The organism is Candidatus Colwellia aromaticivorans (assembly GCF_003333305.1).
GTDB lineage: Bacteria > Pseudomonadota > Gammaproteobacteria > Enterobacterales > Alteromonadaceae > Colwellia > Colwellia aromaticivorans.
Window position 1 is genome coordinate 18,312 of the sequence record NZ_QOLD01000095.1, and the last position, 23,725, is coordinate 42,036.

General features: G+C 38.1%; 22 protein-coding genes and 1 pseudogene. 9 read left to right on the top strand and 14 right to left on the bottom strand.

Annotated features, from left to right (window positions below; genetic code table 11):
- The first annotated feature begins 28 nt into the window (after nucleotides 1–28).
- From DWA31_RS15375 to tldD, 8 genes are all read left to right on the top strand, one after another.
- The gene (locus DWA31_RS15375) at nucleotides 29–1,072 is read left to right on the top strand and encodes a rod shape-determining protein (RefSeq protein WP_114327455.1); all 1,044 of its coding nucleotides are present in this window, start codon (nucleotides 29–31) and stop codon (nucleotides 1,070–1,072) included.
- A gap of 192 nt (nucleotides 1,073–1,264) precedes the next feature.
- On the top strand, nucleotides 1,265–2,164 hold the full coding sequence (mreC, locus tag DWA31_RS15380; protein ID WP_114327456.1) for a rod shape-determining protein MreC: 900 nt from the start codon (nucleotides 1,265–1,267) through the stop codon (nucleotides 2,162–2,164).
- Nucleotides 2,164–2,643 carry a rod shape-determining protein MreD gene (gene mreD / locus DWA31_RS15385; RefSeq protein WP_114327457.1) on the top strand — a complete coding sequence of 160 codons (480 nt, stop codon included), beginning with the start codon at nucleotides 2,164–2,166 and terminating at the stop codon, nucleotides 2,641–2,643. The genes mreC and mreD overlap by 1 nt, the downstream gene beginning before the upstream one ends.
- 16 nt (nucleotides 2,644–2,659) lie before the next feature.
- Nucleotides 2,660–3,292, top strand: a complete 633-nt coding sequence (locus DWA31_RS15390) for a Maf family protein (RefSeq protein ID WP_210725620.1) — start codon at nucleotides 2,660–2,662, stop codon at nucleotides 3,290–3,292.
- Between the two features lie 24 nt (nucleotides 3,293–3,316).
- Nucleotides 3,317–4,774, top strand: a complete 1,458-nt coding sequence (gene rng / locus DWA31_RS15395) for a ribonuclease G (RefSeq protein WP_114327459.1) — start codon at nucleotides 3,317–3,319, stop codon at nucleotides 4,772–4,774.
- Between the two features lie 34 nt (nucleotides 4,775–4,808).
- Nucleotides 4,809–8,870: a YhdP family protein gene (locus tag DWA31_RS15400; RefSeq protein ID WP_114327460.1), complete on the top strand. Its 4,062-nt coding sequence runs from the start codon at nucleotides 4,809–4,811 to the stop codon at nucleotides 8,868–8,870.
- Nucleotides 8,863–9,705 (top strand): carbon-nitrogen hydrolase family protein, encoded by an 843-nt coding sequence (locus tag DWA31_RS15405; RefSeq protein ID WP_114327461.1) that lies wholly within the window; start codon nucleotides 8,863–8,865, stop codon nucleotides 9,703–9,705. Before DWA31_RS15400 ends, DWA31_RS15405 begins: the two co-directional genes overlap by 8 nt.
- A 63-nt stretch (nucleotides 9,706–9,768) precedes the next feature.
- Nucleotides 9,769–11,223, top strand: a complete 1,455-nt coding sequence (tldD, locus tag DWA31_RS15410; RefSeq protein ID WP_114327462.1) for a metalloprotease TldD — start codon at nucleotides 9,769–9,771, stop codon at nucleotides 11,221–11,223.
- A 69-nt stretch (nucleotides 11,224–11,292) separates the two neighbouring features.
- Here the strand turns inward: tldD and yjgA are convergent, their stop codons facing one another.
- On the bottom strand, nucleotides 11,293–11,817 hold the full coding sequence (gene yjgA, locus DWA31_RS15415) for a ribosome biogenesis factor YjgA (protein WP_114327463.1): 525 nt from the start codon (nucleotides 11,815–11,817) through the stop codon (nucleotides 11,293–11,295).
- Nucleotides 11,818–11,913: 96 nt separating this feature from the next.
- Here yjgA and pmbA point away from each other — a divergent pair, with 96 nt between their 5' ends.
- Nucleotides 11,914–13,293 carry a metalloprotease PmbA gene (gene pmbA / locus DWA31_RS15420; protein WP_114327464.1) on the top strand — a complete coding sequence of 460 codons (1,380 nt, stop codon included), beginning with the start codon at nucleotides 11,914–11,916 and terminating at the stop codon, nucleotides 13,291–13,293.
- Nucleotides 13,294–13,404: 111 nt separating this feature from the next.
- Here the strand turns inward: pmbA and mgtE are convergent, their stop codons facing one another.
- The 13 genes and pseudogenes from mgtE to DWA31_RS17620 all read right to left on the bottom strand — a co-directional run bounded on the left by mgtE (nucleotide 13,405) and on the right by DWA31_RS17620 (nucleotide 23,487).
- A complete protein-coding gene (gene mgtE / locus DWA31_RS15425; protein ID WP_114327465.1) occupies nucleotides 13,405–14,763 on the bottom strand; it encodes a magnesium transporter in 1,359 nt (452 codons plus the stop codon).
- 97 nt (nucleotides 14,764–14,860) lie between these two features.
- On the bottom strand, nucleotides 14,861–15,160 hold the full coding sequence (locus tag DWA31_RS15430) for an HPr family phosphocarrier protein (RefSeq protein WP_245942647.1): 300 nt from the start codon (nucleotides 15,158–15,160) through the stop codon (nucleotides 14,861–14,863).
- Complete coding sequence (gene rapZ, locus DWA31_RS15435; protein ID WP_114327466.1) at nucleotides 15,157–16,023, bottom strand: RNase adapter RapZ; 867 nt, start codon at nucleotides 16,021–16,023, stop codon at nucleotides 15,157–15,159. The genes DWA31_RS15430 and rapZ overlap by 4 nt, the downstream gene beginning before the upstream one ends.
- 270 nt (nucleotides 16,024–16,293) lie before the next feature.
- Entirely contained in the window at nucleotides 16,294–16,746 is a 453-nt protein-coding gene (locus DWA31_RS15445) for a PTS sugar transporter subunit IIA (protein WP_114327467.1), read from the bottom strand.
- Between the two features lie 26 nt (nucleotides 16,747–16,772).
- Nucleotides 16,773–17,060: a ribosome hibernation promoting factor gene (hpf, locus tag DWA31_RS15450; RefSeq protein WP_114327468.1), complete on the bottom strand. Its 288-nt coding sequence runs from the start codon at nucleotides 17,058–17,060 to the stop codon at nucleotides 16,773–16,775.
- Between the two features lie 28 nt (nucleotides 17,061–17,088).
- Nucleotides 17,089–18,603, bottom strand: coding sequence for an RNA polymerase factor sigma-54 (locus DWA31_RS15455; RefSeq protein ID WP_114327469.1), 1,515 nt, complete (start codon nucleotides 18,601–18,603; stop codon nucleotides 17,089–17,091).
- Nucleotides 18,604–18,697: 94 nt separating this feature from the next.
- Complete coding sequence (lptB, locus tag DWA31_RS15460; protein ID WP_114327523.1) at nucleotides 18,698–19,429, bottom strand: LPS export ABC transporter ATP-binding protein; 732 nt, start codon at nucleotides 19,427–19,429, stop codon at nucleotides 18,698–18,700.
- A 34-nt stretch (nucleotides 19,430–19,463) separates the two neighbouring features.
- Entirely contained in the window at nucleotides 19,464–20,036 is a 573-nt protein-coding gene (gene lptA / locus DWA31_RS15465) for a lipopolysaccharide transport periplasmic protein LptA (protein ID WP_114327524.1), read from the bottom strand.
- A gap of 22 nt (nucleotides 20,037–20,058) precedes the next feature.
- A complete protein-coding gene (gene lptC, locus DWA31_RS15470; RefSeq protein ID WP_114327470.1) occupies nucleotides 20,059–20,658 on the bottom strand; it encodes an LPS export ABC transporter periplasmic protein LptC in 600 nt (199 codons plus the stop codon).
- A complete protein-coding gene (gene kdsC / locus DWA31_RS15475) occupies nucleotides 20,655–21,224 on the bottom strand; it encodes a 3-deoxy-manno-octulosonate-8-phosphatase KdsC (protein ID WP_114327471.1) in 570 nt (189 codons plus the stop codon). The genes lptC and kdsC overlap by 4 nt, the downstream gene beginning before the upstream one ends.
- The gene (locus tag DWA31_RS15480; protein ID WP_114327472.1) at nucleotides 21,224–22,189 is read right to left on the bottom strand and encodes a KpsF/GutQ family sugar-phosphate isomerase; all 966 of its coding nucleotides are present in this window, start codon (nucleotides 22,187–22,189) and stop codon (nucleotides 21,224–21,226) included. The genes kdsC and DWA31_RS15480 overlap by 1 nt, the downstream gene beginning before the upstream one ends.
- Nucleotides 22,190–22,217: 28 nt before the next feature.
- Nucleotides 22,218–23,204, bottom strand: a complete 987-nt coding sequence (locus DWA31_RS15485) for a calcium/sodium antiporter (protein ID WP_114327473.1) — start codon at nucleotides 23,202–23,204, stop codon at nucleotides 22,218–22,220.
- A gap of 21 nt (nucleotides 23,205–23,225) precedes the next feature.
- A pseudogene (locus DWA31_RS17620) lies at nucleotides 23,226–23,487 on the bottom strand (hypothetical protein).
- Nucleotides 23,488–23,725: the final 238 nt, after the last annotated feature.

Consider the following 23,725-nt stretch of genomic DNA (forward strand, 5'->3'; position numbering starts at 1 on the left):
TCGCATTTTTACAGGACATTTCGAACTTATGTTTAAAAAAATACGTGGTATGTTTTCTAATGATTTGTCTATTGATCTAGGAACAGCCAACACCCTTATTTATGTAAAAGACCAAGGCATTGTGTTAAATGAGCCTTCAGTGGTTGCTATTCGTCAAGACCGCTCTGGTGGTTCTAAAAGTGTTGCTGCGGTAGGAATGGCGGCAAAACAAATGTTAGGCCGTACACCTGGGAATATTGAAGCAATTCGTCCTATGAAAGACGGTGTAATTGCTAACTTTTTTGTTACTGAAAAAATGCTACAGCACTTTATTAAACAAGTGCACAGCAATAACTTTTTACGCCCAAGCCCACGTGTTTTGGTTTGTGTTCCTTGTGGTTCAACTCAAGTTGAACGACGTGCTATTCGTGAATCTGCGATGGGCGCGGGTGCTCGTGAAGTATACTTAATTGATGAGCCTATGGCAGCAGCCATTGGTGCAGGTATGCCTGTATCTGAAGCAACCGGTTCTATGGTTGTTGATATTGGTGGTGGTACTACTGAAGTGGGTATCATCTCATTAAACGGCGTGGTGTATTCATCATCGGTACGTATTGGTGGAGATAAGTTTGATGAAGCGATCATCAACTATGTACGTCGTAATTTTGGTAGTTTAATTGGTGAAGCTACCGCTGAGCGCATTAAACACGAAATTGGCTCAGCTTATCCGGGTGAAGAAGTAATTGAAATTGAAGTGCGTGGTCGTAACCTTGCTGAAGGTGTACCACGCAGCTTTACGCTAAACAGCAATGAAATACTTGAAGCTTTACAAGAGCCATTAACGGGAATTGTTAGTGCTATTATGGTCGCTTTAGAGCAATCACCACCAGAGTTAGCATCAGATATATCTGAGCGTGGTATGGTACTTACGGGTGGCGGCGCATTATTAAGAGATTTAGATCGCTTATTAATGGAAGAAACGGGTATTCCTGTCGTTGTTGCTGAAGACCCACTGACGTGTGTTGCGCTAGGCGGTGGTAAAGCGCTTGAAATGATTGATATGCATGGGGGCGATTTATTCTCCTACGAATAAAAACTGTGGCTTTTCATTGCTATTTAATCCAATTACGTCGTTAAAAGTGCTCATTGACTAACGTCAACTCCGTGCTTTTTCCTTGTACTTGAATTAAATTTCTGCGAAAAGCCTACAGCTTAGAACATTTATTTTATATGGTATAAAAGCCAAAACTCATAACTAGAAACTCGCAACTCGTAACTCTTTTATATGAACCCAATTTTTAAACATGGTCCATCCCCACAGCACCGACTTGTCTTGGTGCTGTTTTGTTCTGCCTTATTGATTTTTTTCGATCATAAAATGGCTAGCTTTGAATCAGTACGTGGTTATTTGCAATCGTTAGTAAGTCCATTGCAATATTTGGCTAATACCCCAAAGCAGTTCATGACATGGGCATCGACAAATCTTACTACCCGTGGACAGTTAATGACTGAAAATCAACAATATCGTTTAAATGAACTTGATTTTCACGAAGAAGCTATGCAGCTTGTTATCCTAAAGCAAGAAAATGCCCGGTTACGTTCTTTACTTTCTTCGCCTTTGCGCAGTGAAATAAAAAAAATGGTGGCAGAAGTTATATCGGTTGATAGTGACCCCTACAGCCTTCAAATAGTTATTAACCGCGGTGCTGGCGATGGTGTTTATGAAGGACAGCCTGTGCTTGATTCTGTTGGTATTGTTGGACAGATATTGCACGTAGGACAAACGAGTTCTCGGGTGATATTAATTACGGATATATCACATGCTGTCCCCGTTAGAGTTCAGCGTAATGGCTTAAGATTATTAGCCTCTGGAAGTGGCCAAATAGATCGATTAATTCATAATTTTGTTCCACAAAGTGCTGATATAAAAACAGGTGATTTATTGGTTACCTCAGGCTTAGGTGGCAAATATCCAGAAGGTTATCCTGTGGCTAAAGTTTCCTTTGTTAGTAACAATGAGTCTAGAGAGTTTGTTCGAGTATTTAGTACACCAGCTGCTCAAATTGATCGGTTACGATATTTATTATTATTATCAGAAAAAGAACCTCAAAATATTTTTGCTCCTAAAACGCATGGAAAAAACTCATCAACAAGTGACAAAGTTCAAGCAAAGGTTGCTAATTAATGTTTGCTCATAACGGTGTTATTATTCTTTTCACGTTATTGATTGCTTTAATGGCAAGCATAATGCCGATGCCATTAAGTGCTGATGCATTTCGCCCTGATTGGGTGCTTATTGTTTTAATGTATTGGTGTATGGCGCTGCCAGGGCGAGTGAATATTATCACTGCATGGGTAATGGGGTTTTTATTGGATGTGCTTTTGGGGTCAGTGTTAGGTGTCCACGCTGCAGCCATGGCAATGTCAATCTATATTATTGTAGAAAATCATCAAAAAATACGTAACTTTTCTATTTGGCAACAAGCATTGATCACGGGTGTATTAGCTGCTTTGTATCATTTAGTGGTTTTTTGGTTGCAGCGTTTTTTAATCGATGTCGTTTTTCTGCCCAATTACTTATATCCCGTGATAACAACCATTGTTTTATGGCCTTGGGTGTTTTATTTATTACGCAAAGTACGCCGAAATTTTTCTATCAAATAAGTCGGGAATATAAATGATGAAACAACTTATTCTTGCTTCGCAGTCACCAAGACGAAAAACGCTCTTAGGGCAATTAGGATATCAATTTAGCACGTTAGTGGCAGACATTGATGAATCAGTATGTGATCATGAAAATGCTAAAGATTATGTATTGCGACTCGCTCAAGAAAAAGCGCTTACTATTTTTCATACCTTAGCGCACGACCAACAAAAGCAATCGTTAGTACTAGGCGCAGATACTTGTGTAGTTATTGATGGCAACATATTAGGTAAACCAGCAAATGAAGCCGAATGTATTGAAACATTATTACGCCTTGAAAATAAACAACATCAAGTGTTCACCGCTATTGCTGTAGCGGGCTATGAAGCAGTAGATAAAACTGATTTACGTAGTAAGATAATTGAGACTCAAGTAGGTTTTAAAGCATTAACGTTAAGTGAAATTAAACGCTATTGGCAAACAGGTGAACCCTGTGACAAAGCTGGTTCATATGCCATTCAAGGAATAGGTGGGCAATTTGTAACTACAATAAATGGTAGTTATTCTGCAGTGGTTGGTTTGCCTTTATATGAAACTGCACTGTTATTAGCTAATTCAGGTTTACCAACTACTATTCAATATAATGGTACTAATACCAGTACGCTATGAAAAATAGTAAGGATATAAAGCAATATGAGCAGTGAATTATTAATCAATGTAACGCCTAGTGAAACTCGGGTCGCTTTAATTGAGCATGGCTCTTTACAAGAAGTTCATATTGAGCGTGAAGCCAAACGTGGCATTGTAGGGAACATCTATTTAGGCAAAGTTATTCGAGTATTACCGGGTATGCAAGCTGCTTTTATTGATATTGGTTTAGATAAAGCTGCTTTTCTCCATGCATCAGACATTAATTCGAAACTCATTTTAAAAGAGGAAACGAAGCAAGTTCCTGATATTCGTGCTTTAGTCCACGAAGGCCAACATATTATGGTACAAGTGGTGAAAGACCCACTTGGTTCAAAAGGTGCACGTTTAACCACCGACATTACTATAGCCTCTCGTTACTTAGTTTTAATGCCACATGCTACCCATGCCGGAATTTCTCAGCGTATTGAAGATGCACAAGAACGTAAACGTTTAAAAGAGATAGTTAGCCCTTATTGTGATGAGCATCAGGGCTTTATTGTTCGTACAGCAGGTGAAGGTGCAGATGAACAAGAACTTAAACACGATGCCGAGTTTTTACGCCGTGTTTGGAAAAAAGTACAAGAGCGTAAACAGCGTAAACAAGTCAATAAACCGTTATATCAAGATTTATCATTATCTTTGCGAGTATTGCGGGATTTTGTTGGCGTTGATTTTGAGCGTATTCGTATTGACTCTAAACTCACCTATGATCAATTAGTGATTTTTACCGAAGAATTTGTGCCAGAACTAACACAGGTAATGGAATACTATCCTGGTGAGCGACCTATTTTTGATTTGTTTTCAGTTGAGGTTGAAATACAGCGCGCCTTGCATCGTAAAATTGAATTAAAGTCGGGCGGTTATTTGATTATTGATCAAACTGAAGCAATGACTACTATTGATATTAATACAGGTGCTTTTGTTGGTCATCGCAACCTTGAAGATACCATTTTTAGCACAAATGTTGAAGCAACCCAAGCGATTGCTCGACAGCTTAGGTTAAGAAATTTAGGCGGAATTATCATTGTTGATTTTATAGATATGCATGATGAAGATCATAAGCGCCGCGTGTTAAGTAGTTTAGACATGGCAATGTCTAAAGATAATGTTAAATTTAGTGTACAAGGTTTTTCTTCACTCGGCTTAGTAGAAATGACCCGCAAACGCACTCGGGAAAGTTTAGAGCATGTATTGTGTAGTGAATGCCCTATTTGTACTGGACGTGGTAATCTAAAAACGGTAGAAACTGTTTGTTTTGAAATATTGCGTGAAATTGTGCGAGTGAACCGTGCTCACGATGCAGATAATTTTATTGTTTATGCTTCATCTTCGGTCAGCGATTTTCTTGTCAATGATGAATTTCATAGCCTTGCTGAAGTTGAGGTGTTTATTGGAAAATCAATCAAAGTAAAAACAGAAACTATGTATTCTCAAGAGCAGTTTGATGTAGTGATGATGTAGCGAAGCTACATGTTTTTAGGAAAAATGTATACAAATGTCAATCGCAAGCGTCTCTAATCGTTGGTTAAACCGTCTTTATAAGATACTCGCTATTATGCTGGTATGCTTGGCGGTGCTCATTAGTGCTTTCCGTTTGTTATTACCTTATGTTGAACATTATCGTCAAGACTTTCAAAATTATATAAATAATAACAATCAAACAAATTTTGTTATTGGTGGTTTAGGTATGAGTTGGCGAGGCTCTGGCCCAACATTAATTGCTAATAAAGTAACCCTAATTGATACTGAAGATGCTCATATCACTATTGAACATATAGAGATACAAGTCGATTTTTGGGAAACAATAATGACTCAGCAATTAATTTCAAGTAATTTGATTTTAGAGGGTGCGATAGTCAATGTTGATCAACGGGCGTGGAATTCGCAAGATAACAACAATATCAATTCACCACAGAAAAAATCTATCACGAAAATAAATGAACAATCGAGTGATTTTCAGGAAATATCAAATATTTTTTTGAATCGAATTAATCGATTCTCCTTACGAAATAGTCAAATATCAATCCATAATGATACGATTGAACGTAGTTTTCATATTAATAATTTACATTGGCTAAATGATGCCGCTAGACATCAAGCACAAGGTAATATCATTGTTAACGAGTTAAGTAGTAACAATCTTAGTTTACAGGTAGATATTAGTGGCACCTCATTTGATGACTTAAAAGGTTCAATTTATGTTGAAGCCAATCATCTTGATATTACCCCTTGGCTTGATAGTGTTTTAGTGCTTGATAATGATAACACTAAAGCGGATATTGGTTTTTCTGCTTGGTTAAAAGTTAAAGCGGGTAGCATTGATCGCCTACAGGTTGCTTTGCATGAAAATCAGATCAGTTGGCAAGCCGCAGGTAAAGAGCATAAATTAGCATTAAGTGAAGGGCAGCTATTATTAGTTAAAGGTAAACAACCAGAAAGCTTTAAACTTTTTAGTACGCCGTTCTTATTGCAATTTAACAAACAAGAAAAACAAGAATATATTGTACAACTAAATAAAACAGCAGATGATTTTTCAGTTTATTTATCTGCTTTTGACCTCTCGTTAATTAGTCAAGTATCACCATTATTTATCAGTGAACAAGGGGGACGTGACCTTTTATCTGAATTAGCTATTCGTGGTCAGGCAAATGAAATATATTTCAAAAAAACAGCTGGTGGAATAAAAGCATTAGCAAGCTTCACAGACACATCAACTCAGTATAGCCAAGCTATTCCTGGCATAAAGAACCTATCAGGCCAATTAAGTTATACCCAGGAAAACTTGCATCTTAAATTAGCAGCAACACAAGGTGCTTTAGACTTTAACCAACACTTTATTGCGCCCATCCCTTACCAAACACTTAATGCTAGTGTTGATTTATCTTTTGTTGAGCAAGGCTGGCAATTGGAGGTTAATGATATAGCGTTAAGCTCAAATGAATTAAACTTAACAGCTGATTTAGCGATAGAATCGCTTAAAAACACTGATATCAGTATGTCATTATTGGCGAATATTACCGAAGTCAATGTGAGTGAAATAGGACATTATTACCCATTAACTTCGATGAGCAGTGATTTAGTTGATTATCTTAATAATGCGTTAATTGGCGGAAAAGCGACGCAAGCACAAGTCTTATTAAATGGACCGTTAGCTAGTTTTCCTTTTAACAATAATGAGGGCATCTTTGTTGTCGATGCAGAACTTGAAGACGCTACATTTAAATTTGATGAGCAGTGGCCGGCAATAACAACCTTTTCAGCAAACTTAAATTTTACTAATAACAGCATGCTAATTACTGGCCGTTCAGGAAGTTTAGTCGGTCTTGATGTAAATGGTGTGCAAGCAGCTATTGATGATTTAGCTAACGAGCGAATACTCGTGTTAGATACATTAATTAAGCCATCTCCTGCGATTATGGTTACAGACTTAATGACGCAAAGTCCATTGAAAGAGAGTGTTGGCACTGTTTTAGAGCAATTACAAGTGAGTGGCGATATTAATGGAGAGTTCCATTTAAACTTACCACTGAATGCTACGGAAAAAGTGCTTGCGAGTGGATTAATTAACTTTGTTGATAATAACATTGCCCTGCAAACACCTCAGATGAATTTTAGTCAAGTAACTGGCCAGTTGAGCTTTGAGAATGAAAAGATAACGACTAAGGATTTATCCGTAAACTGGCAAGGTTTGCCGTTGAAATTAGCAATAAAGGGGATGGATAAAGCCGATTATTACGATACCAATATTGCTATAACAGCTGATTGGCAGCCTGATGCTTGGATACAACATATCCCACCGCGTTTGAAAAAATATTTTGATGGTCAATTACAGTTTCAAGGTGATTTATCATTATTTCAACATCATAATGGTGGTTTTTCATATCAATTTAATATTGACTCAAACTTACAACAGATACAGCTTGAGCTCCCACAACCATACAATAAAGTTCAGCAAATAAAAGTACCATTGAAAATTGCTGTAGCGGGCCAGTTAGAGCAATCAACTTTTAATGCCTTTTATGGCGATCAATTAAGATTTTTTGGTGTGTTAGAGCATGATGCTAGTCATTTTTCTCGTGCTCATCTTGTATTAGGTAATGAACAAATGCTTTTACCTACAGATGGCTTTCATATCACCACTAAACTTGCACAAGCAGATTTTAATGTCTGGCAACCTTTGATCAGCGATATTATTGATACTGTTTCTGCCGTTGATGAGCCTATAAATGATAAAGGGCTTGTAGAATACTCTCCTTCTTTGTTTTCAACACCTGAACGTATTCGAGGAACCATCACGCAATTAGAGCTTTTAGGGCAAACATTAAATAATGTTTCTTTCAACTTATTAGATAAAACGCACTGGTGGCTATTACAGCTCAATGCTAAAGAAACTCGTAGTAGAATTAAATTTTATCCTGATTGGTTAGAGCAGGGGGTTGATATTAATGCTGATTTCATTCATTTAACCACTGAGGTTGAGAATAAGATAGCGACAGATACTCAAGAGATTATTGCTTCGTCAGATGATAGTATCTTTGATAATATGCCAAAAATTAATTTGCATTGTGACCGCTGTCAAATTGATGAATTAAATTTAGGACAAGTTAACTTATCTTTAACGCGCCGTGGGAAAGATGTTATTGAAATTGAGCATTTCAATGGTAAACGTGAACAAGCTCAATTTAGTGTATCAGGGCAATGGCAAAAAAATGACAAAGTAAATATTACTAACGTTACAGGTGAGTTAGCGTTAAAAGATATTGAATATGAATTAGAGCAATTAGGTTACGGATCCATCATTCGTGATAGTGGTGGTAAATTAAACGTTGATGTTAACTGGCAAGGTGGTCCGCATGACTTTAGCTTTACAAAGCTTAATGGTGAGCTTAATGCCAGAATTGATGATGGCTATTTAGCGGAAGTTAGTGACAAAGCACGTATCTTTTCAGTATTAAGTTTGCAGTCTATCGTGAGAAAGTTAACCTTAGATTTTCGAGATATATTTAGTGACGGTATGTTTTATCAAGAAATTAAAGGTGATTATAGTCTAGAAGAAGGGGTGTTATACACAGATAATACCCGTATGAACGGTACGGCAGGTAATTTATATATTAAAGGCAATACCAGCTTTGCTACGAATATCCTTGATTATAAAATGTCGTATAAACCAAATCTCACTTCAAGTTTGCCAGTATTGGCTTGGATCGCGACACTCAATCCAGTGGTTTTTTTAGCCGGAGTTGCTATTGATCAGGTTATAACTTCTCAAGTTGTTTCTGAATTTAATTTTGAGCTTACCGGCAATGCTAGCGAACCTAACTTTAGAGAAGTTAATCGTAAAAGCAGAGATGTGAGTGTTGGTCGCTCTACGCCACCAACGTTTGTTGATAATACTAAAAAAAACAATACTGAAAAAAACAATACTGAAGAAATAGATGACTTTGAGAAAAAAATGTTTGAGCAGTATTCACCACCTTTACAATATAATAAGCCTAAAGCAGATGAACAGGATTTTCTAAAACCAAGTACTCATCAAGGTGAACAAAACAATGGTTAAACTCAGCGCTATTCAACTTAATTCTACGCCAAATGTTGAGCAAAATATTGATGCTATTGCTAAGCAGTTGGCAAGGTTAACGCAAACATCAAACAGTGCTAATGTTGAGCATATTGTTGTGCTGCCAGAGTGTTGTTTGTTTTTTGGTGCTAGTGATCAGGCGCAGTTATCATTAGCTCAGCAATCAAAAAGTAGTTCAAAAGGTAATAATGAACTGCAGCTATCCTTAAGTCAGTTAGCCAAGCAATATAAAGTTACCCTTATAGGCGGAACCATTCCTATAGTCACTGAAGGTGGGGATAAGTTTACTAATACCTGCTGTGCTTATAATTCACTCGGTGAACTTATAACTAGTTATGATAAAATTCATTTGTTTGATGTGAATGTCGCAGATAGTGAAAAAACTTATTATGAATCCCGTTATACTCAAGCTGGCAATAAGGCTTGTATAGCAAAAACACCATTAGCGAATATTGGGTTGTCGGTATGTTTTGATATTCGTTTTCCATTATTGTATCAAAAGCTTAGAGAGTTAGGGGCGGATATTATCACCGTGCCTAGTGCCTTCACTCGTGTAACAGGTAAAGTACATTGGCAAGCACTGTTGCAAGTAAGAGCTATTGAAAACCAAGTTTATATTATTGCTGCGGGACAAGAAGGTGTGCATGCTAACGGTCGAGAAACATGGGGGCATTCAATGATCATAAGCCCTTGGGGTGAAATATTGACCTGCCTTGAGCAAGGTGAAGGAATAGTTACATGTGATTATATTCCCTCAGAAATACAGAGAATACGAACAAGTATGCCATTAATACCAAATGAAATAATGAATTAGTCAATTCATTATTTCATTTGGTATAAGGCATACTTTAATATCCAATTAAAAATCGAGTTTTAAATGAATAATGTTGAGCAAGCCCTGTTAGCTGATAGCCACATCGATGATGCTATTTTATCTAAAACATTAAATAGCATGATGGGGAGACAAGTAAATTTTGCAGATTTATATTTTCAGTCTAGCCAACATGAATCTTGGATGCTTGAAGATGGCATTGTTAAAGAAGGCTCATATAACATGGAGCGAGGCGTTGGCGTACGTGCAATATCTGGCGAAAAAACAGGTTTTGCTTATTCTGATGATATTTCTCCATTTGCGCTTCAACAAGCGGCAGATGCTGCCAAAGGTATAGCTGACAGTGGCAAAGGTGCACAAGTTAAGGCATTTAAACGCCAGTCACCAATTAAAATTTATCAAACAGTTGAACCACTTGGTAGCTTAACACAAGAACAAAAAATTGATTTGTTACATCAAGTTGAAGCACACGCTAGACAAATAGACAGCCGAGTCAGTCAGGTTATTGTAAGCTTATCTGGTGTGTATGAAAAAATATTGGTCGCTGCGAGCGATGGTACCTATGGTACTGATATCCGTCCTTTAGTGCGATTGAACTGTTCAGTATTAGTGGAAGAAAACGGTAAGCGTGAACGTGCAAGTGGCGGCGGCGGCGCGAGAACGGACTATAGCTATTTCTTTGAATCAGAAAGTAATGGTTCTGGGCAAGGAAAAGCTCGTTATTTAACGTATGCTGAAGAAGCGGTGCGTCAAGCCTTAGTTAATTTAGTTGCCATTGATGCGCCGGCAGGAACTTTTCCGGTAGTACTTGGTGCCGGTTGGCCTGGCGTGCTATTACATGAGGCGGTTGGTCATGGTTTAGAGGGAGACTTTAATCGTAAAGGTTCTTCGGCTTTTTCAGGAAAAATCGGTCAACAAGTTACCTCAACACTTTGCACTATTGTTGATGATGGTACTTTGGAAAATCGTCGAGGCTCGGTAAGTATTGATGATGAAGGAACACCGGGACAATATAATACATTGATTGAAAAAGGTATTTTAAAGGGCTACATGCAAGATAAGCACAACGCGGAATTAATGGGCGTTAAACCAACAGGTAATGGTCGTCGTGAATCTTATGCTCATTTGCCTATGCCGCGTATGACCAATACTTATATGCTTGCAGGAGAGTCTAGCCCTGAAGATATCATTAAATCAGTGAAGAAAGGCATTTATGCGCCAAACTTTGCTGGCGGGCAAGTAGATATTACGTCGGGTAAATTTGTTTTTACTAGTTCAGAAGCTTATTTAATTGAAGATGGCGAGATTACTACACCAATTAAAGGTGCTACATTAATTGGTAGCGGTCCTGAGGCAATGAAAAAAGTCTCTATGGTAGGGAATGACCTTAAATTAGATGCGGGTGTTGGTGTGTGTGGTAAAGATGGCCAAAGCGTACCAGTAGGTGTTGGTCAGCCTACATTAAAAATTGATGAAATGACTATTGGCGGAACACAATAGACACGTCCTTCGACAGGCTCAGGATGAACGGGAATGTCCGTCTGTCCTGAGTGCGAAGCAGCCGAAGGGTTAACTATTCTCTTTCAGGTAAGTGAATAAGTTACGGTAATGTTTCCCTAATTTTTCTGCTTTTTTCTCTTTAGCAGCATGACGAACCAACTGTTTAAGTTTTTGTCGCTCCAGTTGTTCAAACTCAGCAAGTAGTGCTTCAATAGCGTCATTTCCTTGCTCAATTAACTCATCTCTTAAGTTTTCTAAACGGGTAAATTTGGCAGTTTCTTGCTGATGTTTATTTGCCATCACATCAATAGCTTGGTAAATAGGGGCAAGATCTGTTTCCACTAATATTTTAGCAATATGGCGGATATGACGACGTAATGCTTCATTTTTATTTCTAATTTTATCAGCAACAATCATCGCGTATTTCAAGTCATCGGTTAGTGGCAAACGACTACGTTGATGTTTAGACATTTCAATTAATTTTTGGCCGAAGTCCTGCAATTGATGCATTTCTTTTTTAATTTCGGTTTTACTCTTCAATTCTTGGTCTATTTCCGATGATAAGTCGTCGATATCGTTGGCTGACTGGGGCATAATAGTTGTTAATATAAGTTAATTTAAATTAATGTCTTCATTATACGTAAAAATTAATAAAGTTGATATTTTAAACGCCGAAGTAGATAAAAAACTATGAGCCAAGCAAAACAATTTAGTGATCCATTAATCGAACAACTTGACCAAGTAGAAGCAAGAGTTGCGCAAGTACTTGAATTAGCTAAATCATTAGGAGCTGATGGCGCAGAAGTGGCCATGAGTCGGCAGCAAGGTTTGAGTGTGGGTACTCGCCTTGGTGAAGTAGAAAATGTTGAGTTTACTAATGATGGTGCTTTAGGTATTACGGTTTATCAACAAGGTCGCAAGGGTAGTGCATCGACGGCTGATTTATCAGAAAAAGCGCTTGCTCAAGCAGTAGAGGCGGCAGTGAATATTGCCAAGTACACGTCGGTTGATGACTGTTCAGGTTTAGCTGATAAGGCATTATTAGCGATGCAGCCAATTGATCTAGATCTATATCACCCTAAAGAGCTAAGTACTGAACAAGCGATCGAAATTGCAAAAGAATGTGAACAAAGCGCATTAGACAGTGATACCCGTATTACTAATTCTGATGGTGCTAGTTTAGATTGTTTTTCAGGCTTTAAAGTTTACGGTAACAGTAATGGTCAGTTAGTGGGTTACCCAAGCTCTCGCCACAGTTTAAGTTGTGTGGTTATTGCTGGCAGTGACGATGATATGCAACGTGATTATGCTTATGATGTTAATCGTGACTTTGCCTTGTTAGATAGCGGTATTAGTATCGGCGAAAAAGCTGCTAGTGAAGTTTTATCACGTTTAAACCCTCAGAAACTATCCACTAGGAAAGTACCTGTATTGTTCCGCGCCGATATTGCGAACACTATCTGGGGGCATCTTATTGCTGCGATTAGTGGTGGTAATTTATATCGTAAATCATCTTTTTTACTTGATGCGATAGGAAAGGACATATTCCCTGACTTTTTAACTATTCAAGAACGCCCGCATATCAAAAAAGCCTTAGCAAGTAGTGCATTTGATAGTGAGGGAGTACTTACTCAAGATCGAGATATTATTCTTGATGGCGCTTTACAAACCTATTTGTTAACAAGTTACTCAGCCCGAAAATTAGGACTTACGACAACGGGTCACGCTGGCGGTATTCACAACTGGTTAGTTAAGGATAAAAATATCCAAACTAAAGGGAGTGTGAATGCGGATTTTGATGCCATGTTAAAAACATTAGGGACAGGACTATTAGTCACTGAATTAATGGGCCAAGGTGTTAATGTTGTTAATGGTGATTACTCTCGTGGTGCAGCTGGTTTTTGGGTAGAAAATGGTGAGTTGGCTTATCCTGTCAGTGAAATCACTATTGCCGGTAATTTAACACAAATGTTCAATGGTATTATCGCGGTAGGCTCAGATATTGATAAACACGGTAGTATTGCAACGGGTTCGATATTGATTGATGAAATGCAAATAGCAGGACAATAGGACATAGAGTAGAGTGATTAGTATCGAGTTACGAACAAAGAAGTAATAGTGTCGAACAGTTATTTCTTTCTTCGCTACCCGAAACTTTTCTTGCTCGTAACTAAATTCTTGTTAAGTTAATAAAATAGTCGCGGTACCCAAAAAGGCAAAAATTCCTACAACATCAGTAACGGTAGTAATAATAACGCTACCAGCTAAGGCGGGGTCAATGTTAAGGCGTTTTAACATTAACGGTATCGATACACCTGCTAAGCCTGCGGCAGTCATGTTCATTAGCATGGCAAAGGCTATCACGCCGCCTAACATTAGATCTTGCTTCCAGATGGAAACAAATGTGGCTATTAATAGTGCCCAAATTACGCCATTAAGAAAACCAATAGCGACTTCTTTGTTAAGTAATGCTCGAGCGTTACTATCTCCTACATGACCTAGCGCCATACCACGGATAACCAGTGTTAACGTTTGATTTCCGGCAACACCACCCATACTTGGCACCAGTGAGTTTAATACCGCTAAAATAGCTAACTGTTGAAAAATCCCTTCAAACATACTGGTAACCGCTACGGCTAATAAAGCGGTGATTAGATTTACGCCTAACCATAATGAGCGTTGTTTAGTACTTTGTATTACTGGGGCAAAGGTATCTGCTTCATCATCTAAACCAGCCATACTCATCATAGAATGTTCAGCATTTTCACGAATAATATCAATGACATCATCTATGGTTATACGGCCAAGTAAATGCCCACTTTGATCAACAATAGGGGCTGAGAACCAATCATGGCGTTCAAATAATTGCGCTACTTCTTGTTCATCCATATCGGCTTGAACCGCTTCTACTTCTGCGTTAATCAGGGTTGAAATGATGATGTTTGGCTGGGCGGTAATTATGGCTGCTAATGATACAGCACCAATAAAAAAATTATTTCTGTCAACAACATAAAAAGAGTCAGTCGCTTCGGGTAATTGTCCTTTTAAACGTAAGTAACGTAATACTACATCAACACTAACTTCAGGGCGTAATGTAATGGTATCAGTATTCATGATACCACCGGCGGTGTCTTCTTCAAAAGACAGTGCCGTTTCTACTCTACTTCTATCTTGCGAGTCCATTGAGTTAAGAACTTCGCGGTAAACACCATTGGGTAGAGTACGTAATACTTCGGCAATATCATCGACATCCATGCCTTCAGCAACAGCGGCCAGCTTTTCTGGTCGCATACTTTGTAAAATACCTTTACGTACTTCTTCATTGAGTTCTTCTAACACTTCACCGTGATGTTCTATATCGATGAGTTGCCATAAAACAGGACGACTTCTAGCGGTTGAAGATTCAAGCATCAAAGCTAAATCATACGCTGACATGCCTTGGAGTAATTTACGTACATAAACAAACATACCACTATCAAGGGCTTCATTGACTTGATGTAGTGTTTGATGAATGTTTTCTTGTTCTAAAATTTCAGACATAAATATTACGTAAATTGGCTGTGTTTACATGGGAAGTAGCTTAACGTTAAGTTTATCGTAACTTAGTGGTTATAGCAGCATTTTTGTTACTTTGTCGTTACTCCCCTTCATCAAATTTATCAGAAATCAACTGGCTTATGGCCTGTAATGCTTGTGGAGCATCGACGCCTTGGGCGGTGACTTTTACCGTTTTTCCTTGCCCACCAGCCAATAGCATAATAGCCATTATACTGTTGGCATTTGCTTCTTTTTCTTCTAATTCTAGGGTGATAGTTGCGGTGAATTGTTGGCAAAGCTGCGCTAATTTACTGGCGGCACGGGCATGTAGGCCTAACTTGTTAATAATCGTCAATTCTTTAGTGACCATTATAGAGTCATTGTTTTTTTTAATGTTCATAACGTCGGCAACTGTTTTGTTTTATCAAGATCTCGATGATGTGTTTGTACGTCTTTTTGCTCTTTACGAAAGTTATCTGCTAACAACTCGGCGATATAAACTGAACGATGTTTACCACCGGTACAACCAATAGCAATGGTGACATAACTACGATTATTACGTTCTAAATGTGGTAACCAAGTCATCATAAAGCTATTAATTTGCCAAATAAATTTGGTTACAATAGATTGCCTGGCAAGAAAGTCTTTTACCGGTTGCTCCAAGCCGGTATAAGGTTTGAGCTCTGTCTCCCAAAAGGGGTTTGGTAAAAATCGCGCATCAAAAACATAATCAGCATCGGCAGGTATACCATGTTTGAAGCCAAATGATTCGAACACTAAAACCATGGCACCCGTTTTTTTGCCTAAAATACGCTCTCTAACTAAGTCAGCTAATTGATGTGGACTTAATTGGCTGGTATTAATGTATAAGTCAGCGTTGATTGAAATAGGCACTAATAATTCTTTTTCTAAAGCAATCGCTTGATCAAGCGGTATATTTTTTTTAATTAAAGGATGTAAACGGCGAGTTTCGCTAAATCGACGAATAAGGTCGTTATCATCGGCATCTAAATAAAGCGTGGTAACATCTACTGCACTAGGAAGGTATTCAATGATTTCAGGTATATCTTTGGGATCTTTTGGTAGGTTACGTACATCTAAGCTTACGGCAACATTTTCATAGTCATTAATGACGGTGTGAGTTAATGCAGGCAATAAATTAATGGGTATGTTGTCTACACAGTAATAGCCTAAATCTTCTAATACTCTTAACGCGACTGATTTACCTGAGCCAGAGCGACCACTAACAATAATAAGTTTCATACGTTTAAGTTTCCGAGTCGCGTATTAATAGTGTCGAGCAATGCTAGATTATCATCTTATCATTATACCCGATCCACTTGAACATGCTCGTTTCAGGAAGTCTGAGTCGCTCAGCCTTCCCCAAGGGGCTGGTTTAGAAACGCTTTAAGCTGCGTTATTGATTTCGATAAGGAGACAACCATTCTCATCAATCAATGCCTTGCTTAAAGACGTTTCTAATTCCAGCTGAATCATGCATCTTCAAGTGGAACGGGTATATATGCTCATAATTTAATTATTTTGTTGGATAAAGTTGAACAGTTGTAGGTTGTTAGTACATTTACGTACTTGTTTTGCTGTTTTTCTATCACTGAATAGTTGCGCAATACTTTGTAAGGTATTTAGGTGTTCTTGGGTACTATTTTCAGGGACAAATAAGCAAATAAAAATATCAACGGCTTTGTTATCTATAGCGTCAAAATCAATGGCTTTTTCAGTTGTTAATAAGACAGCCATCGCTTTATCGGTGTCACTTAATCTACCATGGGGTATTGCAATACCATTACCTATGCCAGTACTACCCATTTTTTCTCTATTAAGTATGCTATCTAATAAGTCACTTGCACTACAGTTGCCTATTTTTTCAGCGGCGACTAGACAAATTTGTTCAAGAATGCGTTTTTTGCTGCTAGCAGGAACTGCACATTGAGTGCAGTCCAAGGTTAAGATGTCTTGTAGTATCATAATTTTCTATGGTGTTTGTTGTGGTGTTAGTGTTGCGAAATTTTGCCTTTGTATTTGAGTACCTGTCGATCTAATTTATCAACTAAGGTATCAATAGAAGCGTACATATCATTATTCGTTGAAGAGGCAAAAACTTCTGTGCCACTCATATGGACAGTTGCTTCGGCTTTTTGGTTCAATTTTTCTACCGTTAAGACAACGTGCACATTATTGATATGATCGAAATGTCGTTCTAGTTTGGCAAATTTAGTATCAACGTATTCGCGTAATGATGAAGTAACGTCTACATGGTGGCCGGTAAGATTAATTTGCATATGCATGTTCCTTATAGGGTATAAAATTTTAAAGTAAACTTTTACGTTGATTAGACGGTGGAATAGACAAAGATTCTCTATATTTGGCTATCGTACGTCTAGCAACGTTAATTCCCTGCTCAGCCAATAATGTGGCCATTTTACTATCACTTAGCGGTTTAGCAGGTATTTCCGCTAAAATGAGTTTCTTAATGAGTGATCGAATCGCAGTGGATGAACATTCACCACCATTTTCGGTACTTACATGACTCGAGAAAAAATATTTTAATTCAAAAATTCCTCTTGGCGTATGCATATACTTATTAGTTGTTACGCGTGAAATGGTCGACTCATGCATATCTACTGCTTCAGCAATATCATTTAATACCATCGGGCGCATTGCTTCTGCCCCATGTTCTAAAAAGCCTTGTTGGCGTTGTACAATACAATTTGATACTTTTAGTAAAGTATCATTGCGTGACTCTAAGCTTTTTATAAACCATTTGGCTTCTTGTAAGTTTGCTCGAATAAACTGTCCGTCACCACTAGATGACTTCGTTGTTTTTGTCATGGCAGCGTATTGTTGATTGATGGATAACTTGGGTGCTGTGTCTGAGTTTAATTCTACAATCCAACGACCATTTTTCTTCTCAACGGTAACATCTGGAATGACATATTGATCATCGCTCTTAATTACTGCATCACCGGGACGAGGGTTTAAACTTTGAATTAAGCGCATTACTTCGCGTAATTGATCTTCTTTAATACGCGTTTTACGCATAAGTTGGCGGTAATCGCGATTACCTAGCAAATCAATGTGCTCGCTGATTATTAATTTACTTTCTTTTAAGAAAGGTGTGTCAGAGTCAAATTGGTTTAGCTGAATTAACAAGCAATCAGCAATAGATGGCGCGGCAACACCGATAGGATCAAAAACATTAATGCGTTTTAATACCGCTTCTACTTCATCCAATTCAAGGTTTTCAATACCGACACTTTCTAAAATATCTTCACATGATACGGTTAGGTAACCCGCATCATCAACGGCTTCAATAATGGCAATGGCGATGGTTCTATCAGTGTCAGAAAACGGCGTTAATTCCATTTGCCAAAGTAAGTGATCTTGAATTGAATCGGTGGTTTCACCTTGGTAGGTGTAATCTTCACTTGGGCTACTAACAGCACCCGTATTAGATACACCTGTGCTATAGCTGTCTTCCCAAGTAGTGTCGATGTTTAACTCTTCAGGAATGTCATTTTTTTCCATCGCTTCAGTCGTACTTATTTCATCAATGGTTGCCGTAGCGTCTTCTGTGCCATCAGTGACTTCTTTTGGCGTTTCAGTTGCGGTTGCTGAAAAAGCTTCTTCTAGATTATCAGCAGAATTATTATCTGAATCAGCCGTTTTATCTTCGTTAACTTCAAGCAAAGGGTTACTTTCAAGGACTTCTTGAATTTCTTGTTGAAGTTCTAACGTTGACAACTGCAAAAGCTTGATCGCTTGTTGCAGTTGTGGCGTCATTGTTAGTTGTTGTCCTATACGGAGTTGCAGAGTTGGTCGCATCTACCTTATATATATCCTATTCGTTTTATTGCTTTTATTAACTTTGCTCGCTTAATAAATTAAGCATAGCCTAAGTTGCTAGTGTATGTGCTAACTATAACGTGAATTGTTCACCTAGGTATACATCTCTTACCTTTTGATTCGCTAGAATTTGATCCGCATCACCCTCTGCGATTATTTCGCCATGACTGACAATATAAGCATGCTCACAAACATCCAGCGTTTCACGAACGTTATGATCGGTGATGAGTATACCGATGCCACGCTCTTTGAGGTGAATAATTATTTTTTTGATGTCACCTACAGAGATAGGATCAACACCAGCAAAAGGTTCATCTAGCAATATAAATTGTGGCTCTGCTGCAAGAGCTCTGGCAATTTCTACTCGGCGTCTTTCACCACCCGATAAACTCATACCTAAGTTGTCTTTGATATGGCTGATATTAAATTCTTCTAAAAGGTGTTCTAACTTTTCTTGTCTTTCTTGCTCATTAAGGCTTTTTCGCGTTTGTAAAATAGCCATAATATTGTCGGTAACGGTAAGTTTTCTAAATATTGATGCTTCTTGTGGCAAGTAGCCAATACCTTGACGTGCTCGTTCGTGCATAGGGGCAAGTGTGACATCTTCGTTATTGAGGATTATTTTGCCATTATCATTGGGTACTAGCCCGACAATCATATAAAAAGAAGTGGTTTTACCTGCGCCATTTGGACCTAATAAGCCAACTATTTGGCCGGCGCTAACGGATAAACTGACGCTTTTCACTACTTGTTTACTTTTATATGATTTTGATAAACCTTGAGCAATTAAAGTTGATTTCGACAAATCATCATCATTATTGGTGATCGTATGATCGGCGTTATTTGTTGTCACTGTCATTCGCTTTCTTTTTTTTAAGTTCAGAGCTATCTTGTTGGGCTTTTATTTGGGCAGGTTGTAAAATAGTGGTAACGTGTTCATTGCTATTACTTTGTCCCTCTAACTTTTCGCTCAAGGTGTTGTAAGTGATGATATCACCATTCATTTTACTGCCGGCTTGTTTTACCTGAGCATTTCCTGAAACGGTAATGATATATTGATCTGGTTGATATTTGATTTCATTGGCTTGCAAGCTAATTAAACTACCATCTTCTAATTGTTGTTTAAAAATAGCAGGCTTGCCCTTTGCAAGGTAAGTATCAGACTTCTTACCCGTTTTATCATTAACGTTACTATAAACTTGAACTATATCAGCAATAATAGAAATAGAGCCTTGGCTGATACTAACATCATCTAAATAACTGGCTATTTTGTTTTTTAAGTCAGCAGATTGACGTTTAGACTTAATAGTGATTTCTTGGTTAAGATCTTTTTTGGCGGCAATAGCAGGCGCTGTTAGGCCTAAAATTAGCGAGGTAAAAAATATACCAGTAGTGAATTTTTTTATTGTCATCTTGAATTTAGGCATTAAGGGATTAGCTATTATTTTTTTTATAAATTGTGCGTACATGCTCAGTCAGTGTCATTTGTTTGGTGTTTAAGTCAATTATCAAGCCCGAGCCATACATTGTGAAGTCTTTCCCTTGCACCATCACTGTTTGATCTGAGCTGATAATATTAGTATTTAAATCTAATTCTAAATATTTACAATGTATTTCTTGTATCAAACTATTTTCATCAGTAGACGTTAAGTGTACGCGATGATTCAAAATAACCCTATTGTTTTTATACAATGTTGCTTCTTTTGCACTAAGTTTCCATGGATAATTCTGTTTTTTAGTCGAAGAATTTTTTGACTGACTATTATTTGTTGGATATAAAATGTAATTTGGTAATTCAAAGTGGGTAACTTCAAGTTTAGCGTAATGCTCCATACGATCTGCGACGACTGAGTGGGATAGTTGACCTAATTGAGTATAAATATCGCTATTAAGAGCTTCGGCAATAAAGTCGGGGGTTAATTCACTTTCAATACTTTCGCCAGGCGTTTTTTGCGCGTAACGCCATTCAATAATGGCATAAGCCATACCTCCTAATAAGAGAATTAATAAGGCTAAAAAGTTGAGCCTTGTCATACACTAGCGCCTGTCGTGCCATCAAGTGAACCTTGACATTGCATGATTAAATCACAAACTTCTCTGACGGCACCAAAACCTCCTCGAACAAAGGTAGTGTAATCGGCTTTTGTGATAACCATCGGATGTGCATCCTGTACAGCAATCCCTAAACCTACTTGCATGATACAAGGCAAGTCGGGCATGTCATCACCAATGTAGGCTATTTCGTTGATACTTATCGCCAGCTCTTTTGCTAACGTAAGTAAGGCCGGAAGCTTGTCTTCTTGCCCTTGAATTATGTGTTTAACATTAAGGGTAGCCATACGTTTAGCAACAATGGCTGAACGTCGGCCGGTAATAATGGCGACAGCGACACCACTACTACCAAGTGCTTTTATGCCAAAGCCGTCTTTGGTATGAAACGCTTTTAATTCTTCACCGTCATTGCCTAAGTATATTCTGCCATCGGAAAAAACGCCATCTACATCACATACTAAGAGTTTAATTTTTTTAGCTTTTACTAAGATGCTTTCGTTCACCATACCATATAAGGTATTTGGGCTAGAATTCAATACACTGTTCATTAAAGTACCCCTGAGCTAAGTAAATCATGCATATTCATTGCACCAATGGGTTGCTGTTTCTCATTAACAATAATTAAGCCGTTAATTTTTTTGTCTTCCATTATGTTCAGTGCTTGTGCTGCTAACATATTACTTTGTGCGACTGTTGGTGATGTTGTCATTACAGAGGAGATTATGTCTTGATGAATATCTATTCTTTCATCTAAAATACGGCGTAAGTCCCCATCGGTGAATAAACCAACCAACTCTTTATTATCATTAACAATAGCGGTCATGCCTAAGCCTTTTAGTGACATTTCTACTAGCGCTTCTTTGATTAGTGCTTGTTCGTGTACTACGGGTAAGCGTTCACCCTGATGCATGATATCCTTCAAGCATAATAATAAGCGTTTTCCTAAGCTCCCACCAGGGTGCGATAAAGCAAAGTCATCGGCGGTAAAATCTCGAGCATTAAGCAGAGCAACGGCAAGTGCATCCCCCATAACAAGCGTGGCTGTAGTACTTGACGTAGGTGCTAACCCTAACGGGCAAGCTTCAGTCGATACTTTTATGCAAACATGAGTGTCGGCTAATTTAGCTAAGGTAGACGTGGTATTACCCGTCATCGCAATAAGCTTAGCGCCGATGCGTTTGATTACTGGAATAATAGCTAAAACTTCACCAGTTTCACCAGAATTAGAAATAGTTAGTACTACGTCATCTTTGGTGATCATACCTAAGTCACCGTGGCTAGCTTCGCCGGGGTGAACAAAAAATGCGGGAGTTCCTGTACTGGCTAATGTGGCGGCTATTTTACCGCCGATATGGCCAGATTTACCCATACCAATAACGATAACGCGACCTTTACAGTTAAACATCAACTGGCAGGCATGTTCAAAACTGTCGTCAATATATTGCAATAACTCAGCAATTGCTTGTTGTTCAATGTTAATGACGTTCTTGGCAAGTTGTTTAAAATTTTTCATGGCTCTAATTAATTAAATAAATAAGTGGTTAGCTAAAAGTGGTTTGGCTAAAAAGTAATATTTGATAAGCAATAAAGCTTACTAATAAGAGTGCACCTTTTGCGCGAGTAAGTCTAAAGTATCCGGATTTTCGACTAAAACATAATAGAAATAGTAAACCAGTAATGGCAATCATTACAGGGGCATCTCGAAAAGAGGCTTCTGGGTTTATCTGCCCAGGGGCTATTAAACCGGCGAAAGGTAGTACCGCTAATATATTAAATATATTAGAACCAACAATATTCCCCATGGCTAAATCGTCTTCTTTTTTCATTACACTGGCAATACTCGCTGCCAATTCGGGTAAACTTGTCCCTATGGCTATAACCGTTAAGCCGATAACTAAATCGCTAATGCCGTATGCTTTAGCGATAAATATAGCGGAATCAACAAGAAAGTGCGCACTTGAAACTAACAGACTGATACCGACAATAAGCCAGAAAATAGATTTTACGGTACTCGTTGCTTCAGGTATTTCGTACTCAGCTTCAATAATCATCGGATCGTCAAGGCTATTATTATTTCGCTGCTTTATAGCTTTTATTAATAGAACAGAAATAAAAGCAAAAAAACCGACCATTAATATGAGACCTTCAGTAAAGCTAAAAAAGTCGTCTGAAAGCATCCAGTAGGCAAGTATCGTCAATATAAGTAACAGGGGTAGTTCTTGTTTAATTGTTGAGGAGGAAACCACTAAAGGTTTTATCAAAACGGTAAGTCCAAGCACTAGGGCAATATTTGTAATGTTAGAGCCAATAGCATTACCGATGGCAGTATTAGGATTACCCTGAAGTGAAGCTGCTGCTGCTACCATCATTTCTGGCGCTGATGAGCCCATAGCAACTATAGTTAACCCTATAATCATTGGAGAAATCCCAAGGTTTCTTGCTAAAGAGGAAGCCCCTAAAACAAACTTATCAGCACTCCAAACAAGTACTACAAGGGCAATTAATAAAATAATAACGTGTTCTAACATCTACAACTCCAATTAATATACCTAAATAACTTTAGGGTCTGTTGATCTTTCGATATTGTTTTTGCAGCTATTTATTGGGTCTTTATACAAGGCAGAGCCTTTGTCATGTGGTGGTTCAGGACAATATGCTCCTGCATTGTCCATATAAGCTACATCCATGTAGCGTCACATAAAAAGGCGATAACGCCGTAAAAATGACCAACAAACGCTGTCCGAAGGATTCGGCTAAAAGCGTTTTACTCTTTGTTGAGTAGTATTTGCTTAGAGTGACTAGGCTACACACCACTCGCCGCGATTAAAATGCTTTTATCTCGAACAAAATTTAACCTCGAAAGGTCAACAGACCCTAGTGTAAAATATGAGGAATCTTAAGTTACTTGGCACAACAAGTTAAATTGTCGCTGTTTGAGAGAGAAAAACAAAGTAATTAATGACTTCAAAGAGAAAATAGTTTGAGTTTGGTGTAATTTTATTCACTAGTTGAAAGAAAACCTAAGAAAAGCCCCTCTCTTAGGTTAGCT

Coding starts and splice junctions, on each gene's coding strand:
- DWA31_RS15375 (WP_114327455.1), top strand. CDS start 29: ATGTTTAAAAAAATACGTGGTATGTTTTCTAATGATTTGTCTATTGAT.
- mreC (WP_114327456.1), top strand. CDS start 1,265: ATGAACCCAATTTTTAAACATGGTCCATCCCCACAGCACCGACTTGTC.
- mreD (WP_114327457.1), top strand. CDS start 2,164: ATGTTTGCTCATAACGGTGTTATTATTCTTTTCACGTTATTGATTGCT.
- DWA31_RS15390 (WP_210725620.1), top strand. CDS start 2,660: ATGAAACAACTTATTCTTGCTTCGCAGTCACCAAGACGAAAAACGCTC.
- rng (WP_114327459.1), top strand. CDS start 3,317: ATGAGCAGTGAATTATTAATCAATGTAACGCCTAGTGAAACTCGGGTC.
- DWA31_RS15400 (WP_114327460.1), top strand. CDS start 4,809: ATGTCAATCGCAAGCGTCTCTAATCGTTGGTTAAACCGTCTTTATAAG.
- DWA31_RS15405 (WP_114327461.1), top strand. CDS start 8,863: ATGGTTAAACTCAGCGCTATTCAACTTAATTCTACGCCAAATGTTGAG.
- tldD (WP_114327462.1), top strand. CDS start 9,769: ATGAATAATGTTGAGCAAGCCCTGTTAGCTGATAGCCACATCGATGAT.
- yjgA (WP_114327463.1), bottom strand. CDS start 11,817: ATGCCCCAGTCAGCCAACGATATCGACGACTTATCATCGGAAATAGAC.
- pmbA (WP_114327464.1), top strand. CDS start 11,914: ATGAGCCAAGCAAAACAATTTAGTGATCCATTAATCGAACAACTTGAC.
- mgtE (WP_114327465.1), bottom strand. CDS start 14,763: ATGTCTGAAATTTTAGAACAAGAAAACATTCATCAAACACTACATCAA.
- DWA31_RS15430 (WP_245942647.1), bottom strand. CDS start 15,160: ATGAACATTAAAAAAAACAATGACTCTATAATGGTCACTAAAGAATTG.
- rapZ (WP_114327466.1), bottom strand. CDS start 16,023: ATGAAACTTATTATTGTTAGTGGTCGCTCTGGCTCAGGTAAATCAGTC.
- DWA31_RS15445 (WP_114327467.1), bottom strand. CDS start 16,746: ATGATACTACAAGACATCTTAACCTTGGACTGCACTCAATGTGCAGTT.
- hpf (WP_114327468.1), bottom strand. CDS start 17,060: ATGCAAATTAATCTTACCGGCCACCATGTAGACGTTACTTCATCATTA.
- DWA31_RS15455 (WP_114327469.1), bottom strand. CDS start 18,603: ATGCGACCAACTCTGCAACTCCGTATAGGACAACAACTAACAATGACG.
- lptA (WP_114327524.1), bottom strand. CDS start 20,036: ATGACAATAAAAAAATTCACTACTGGTATATTTTTTACCTCGCTAATT.
- lptC (WP_114327470.1), bottom strand. CDS start 20,658: ATGACAAGGCTCAACTTTTTAGCCTTATTAATTCTCTTATTAGGAGGT.
- kdsC (WP_114327471.1), bottom strand. CDS start 21,224: ATGAACAGTGTATTGAATTCTAGCCCAAATACCTTATATGGTATGGTG.
- DWA31_RS15480 (WP_114327472.1), bottom strand. CDS start 22,189: ATGAAAAATTTTAAACAACTTGCCAAGAACGTCATTAACATTGAACAA.
- DWA31_RS15485 (WP_114327473.1), bottom strand. CDS start 23,204: ATGTTAGAACACGTTATTATTTTATTAATTGCCCTTGTAGTACTTGTT.